This is a genomic window from Haloferax sp. s1 (genome assembly GCF_058382125.1).
In genome coordinates this window covers 1-2,991 of record NZ_JBZRPK010000311.1, presented here as the reverse complement: position 1 = coordinate 2,991, position 2,991 = coordinate 1, and the positions used below count along the sequence as shown (strand labels likewise).

General features: G+C 60.1%; 2 protein-coding genes and 1 pseudogene. All 3 read right to left on the bottom strand.

The genetic code is table 11. The features are described from left to right. Positions 1-264 (bottom strand): annotated as a pseudogene (locus tag QT222_RS03450) (hypothetical protein); the annotation flags it as partial. Between the two features lie 377 nt (positions 265-641). After that, on the bottom strand, positions 642-1,775 hold the full coding sequence (locus tag QT222_RS03445) for a homing endonuclease associated repeat-containing protein (RefSeq protein ID WP_491476315.1): 1,134 nt from the start codon (positions 1,773-1,775) through the stop codon (positions 642-644). 217 nt (positions 1,776-1,992) lie between these two features. Beyond that, positions 1,993-2,859: a DNA-binding protein gene (locus QT222_RS03440; protein ID WP_491476314.1), complete on the bottom strand. Its 867-nt coding sequence runs from the start codon at positions 2,857-2,859 to the stop codon at positions 1,993-1,995. Between the last annotated feature and the right edge of the window lie 132 nt (positions 2,860-2,991).

Here is a 2,991-nt window from a genome sequence, read left to right as displayed (position 1 = left end):
CCCTTGGCTGGTTCGCCGCTCATATACCTCCCTGTGATACTCATAGACCTCCTCAATACTCTCGTAGTCTTCCTCGTTGTCGAGACTCCACCCTACGCCAACCACCGATTCGGATTTACAGAATTCGTACGGGTTTGATCCTGGATCGGCAGCACCGGGATTAAGTTTCATCCCGTACACTGAGAAATCCACATCGCTCATAGCTGCCCTATCAAACCAGCTATACTTGAAAACCCTCCACTCAGATACCGTACCAATAGTCACCAGACCTCGTCATCTAACCAGTAGTACTTGAGGTCGACACAATTTCTTCCCATCACGCTCGTCTCCAGTGGGGATATAGATGGCATTCTGGATTTATTGCTGCTTATTGTACTGATGCTGTAGAATCCGCTCTGACAATCCGACTTTCCCACAGACGGGACACTCCTGTAGAGGAGTCGGTGGCAGGTCGTTCCACGCGTCCAGCGCGGCCTCTAATTGTGCTTCCACGATTGGCGAATTTGTCGTGCGGCGGGCTTCGCGGAGGTGAATGCGAAGCCGTTCACGAGCTGTGAGAGTCGTGTCGTCGGTCATAGTGAGACGGGAAGCTGGTGTCCCCGCCACCCATCGTCGGGGGCGATAAACACCACCCTGAGCGGTTAGCGAATATCGGGCTGGAGCGGAGCGAACTCCTCCCACATCGTATGGTGGCGCTGACAGAGCGTGATCAGGTTCTCAAGCCGGTTCGACCGTTCGTAATCCAGTACTCCATCGGCATCGATGAATGCGCCAAGCGGCGTAATGTGGTGGACGTTCAGGTCACGGTCCCAGCGCTCGCGGTGGGTTTCGCGGTCAATTGGACAGCCCGGCATCTGGCACTCGAAGCCGTCCCGTTCCAGCGCACGCTTGCGCTGTCTGTACCAGTTCGGTCCGTACGAAATGTCTCCGTAGCCGCCCTTCCAGAGCGGATGCTCTGGGCCGCTTGGACGTCCGGGATACTCGAACCCGGCCGCTTCGATGGCGTCTTGCCAGGTCCCATACCGGCGGGCATAGGATCCAACTGAGTAGCGACCAGAGTCGCGCATCTCGATAGTTGTTGGAACGTGACCTAGCTCATCGACTAAGCGCTCGATCTCCCGATGTAGCTGTTCTTCACTGACACTCCATTGTTTGTGGGGTTCGAACCCTGCACGGCGCAACGCACGATTCCAGCGGCCGAAGCATCGCTGGGCGACTTTCACCGACCACGCTCCGTGCTGTTCCATCTCTTGGGCCTTCGGTGGTCGTCCGAGTTCTGCGGCGAGGGTCTGAATCGCCTCGATGACATCCTCCTTTGTGGCGGTCTGCTGTGTGGGCGGCTCTAAGCTGGCTTCTCTGAGGCCCTCGTTCCACGACCCGAAATGAGTCTGGACTGCGTTGGCCGAGACACGCCCCAATTCTCGCCACTCATTTCGTGAGGGTGAATGGCCGATCTGGCTGGCGACTCGTTGTAGCTCCTCGATAATCTCTGCGTCGCTATATCCGTTTGTTCGAGGTTCAAGTCCGGCAGCTTCCAATCCCTGGTCCCAGCTCCCAAACGTTGAGTGCACTGCGCCTTTTGTGAACTCAGTCTCTTCCTCGATCTCCGACTGTTTTGGAACTCGCCCCTTCTCTTCGGCTAGTCGCTGCAGTTCGTCGATGATCGTTTCAGCAGGTATCGATACCTGATGAGAACGCATATGGCCGGCAATCTCGACGTTCGTTTCGAACGATTCCCCGCAGATGTCGCACGTGTAGTCTCCTTCGACTTTCATGCGTAGCTCCGAGCGTTGGGTACGCCCGCACCCCTGGTGGGGTGGGACAAACACGCCCGGTCGCGCACCGTTTCCCCCGGTTTCAGGGATAAATCTCAGATCGGCAACGCCCGAGGTCGTGGCTGCGCGCGCAGCGAAGCGAGCACGGAGCGGAGGGTGGGGCGGCGGGGTCTGGGTCGGTCCGGCACACAGCAAAAAAGAAGGCTGCGTCAGCTGGCTACTCTTCCCACCACCGGCCGCGCTCCGGGAACTCGATCCTGCTCCAGCCCGTGATGGCGAGACTGCACCGTCCCTGGTACCAATTTTTCTTGACAGCTCTGAACCGGACTGTCTGCCCTTCTCGAACCACCGTCTTCCCGCTCTTTTCCCAGATGGTGAATTTCGTACGCCCGCTTTCATCTTCGATGAGTCCGACTTGGGCGATTGCTGGGGAACTGGGATCCCAGAGTTCGCTCACTGTGCCTTCGACCGTCACCTCACCGACCGGGACGTCCGGCACGTCCGCGATGGGCACGATCGCCCCCGGCGCCGCCTTCAACTCCTCGAGGGTCTCCAGCACCGCCTTCGTGACGTCCCGCCCGCGCTGCACCTTCTCGGCCAGCTGCTTCGCGACGACCGCTCTCGACCAGCCGCCCTGCACTTCGTCGCTGATCCGCATCGCTTGCTCGTTGACCTCCGCGAGTTCGTCTTGCGTCAGCTTCTCTCGGGGATCCGTGCGCTCCGTCGGCACCGGCTCGGCACGGCCACATAGCTCGCCGACGACCTCTCGCGGGCGCCGCTCCCGACCGTCCTGCGTGCCCAGCTCGGCCTGGGCACTGATGCGCTCCAGTTCGGCTTCCCGCGCCCGAATGCGCTCCTCCTGTTCGAGGGTGACACCGTGAATCCGGTCCTTGCTCGTGTCCGCGATCCCGTCCGGGTGGTTCGCATCCACCTTCGCCTGCGTCTCCTGCTCGACCGCGGCCTCGAACTCCGGCGTCTCGTCGACGACCGGGAAGCCGTCTTCATCGACCGTCTGCTCGTCCGCTTTTTCGAATGCCTGTTCATCCACCGTAACGACCTTGCGACTCGAGTTGGTACTAGACATTGGGTACTCACCGTACCTGTGAAGGCGCTCACGCGCCGACACCGCGATGCTCCTACATCGCGGTTTTCCGACGACAACGACCGACAGAACCATCTGCGCGCTCTCGCTCGCGCCTTCGCGAGCGCCCTACCG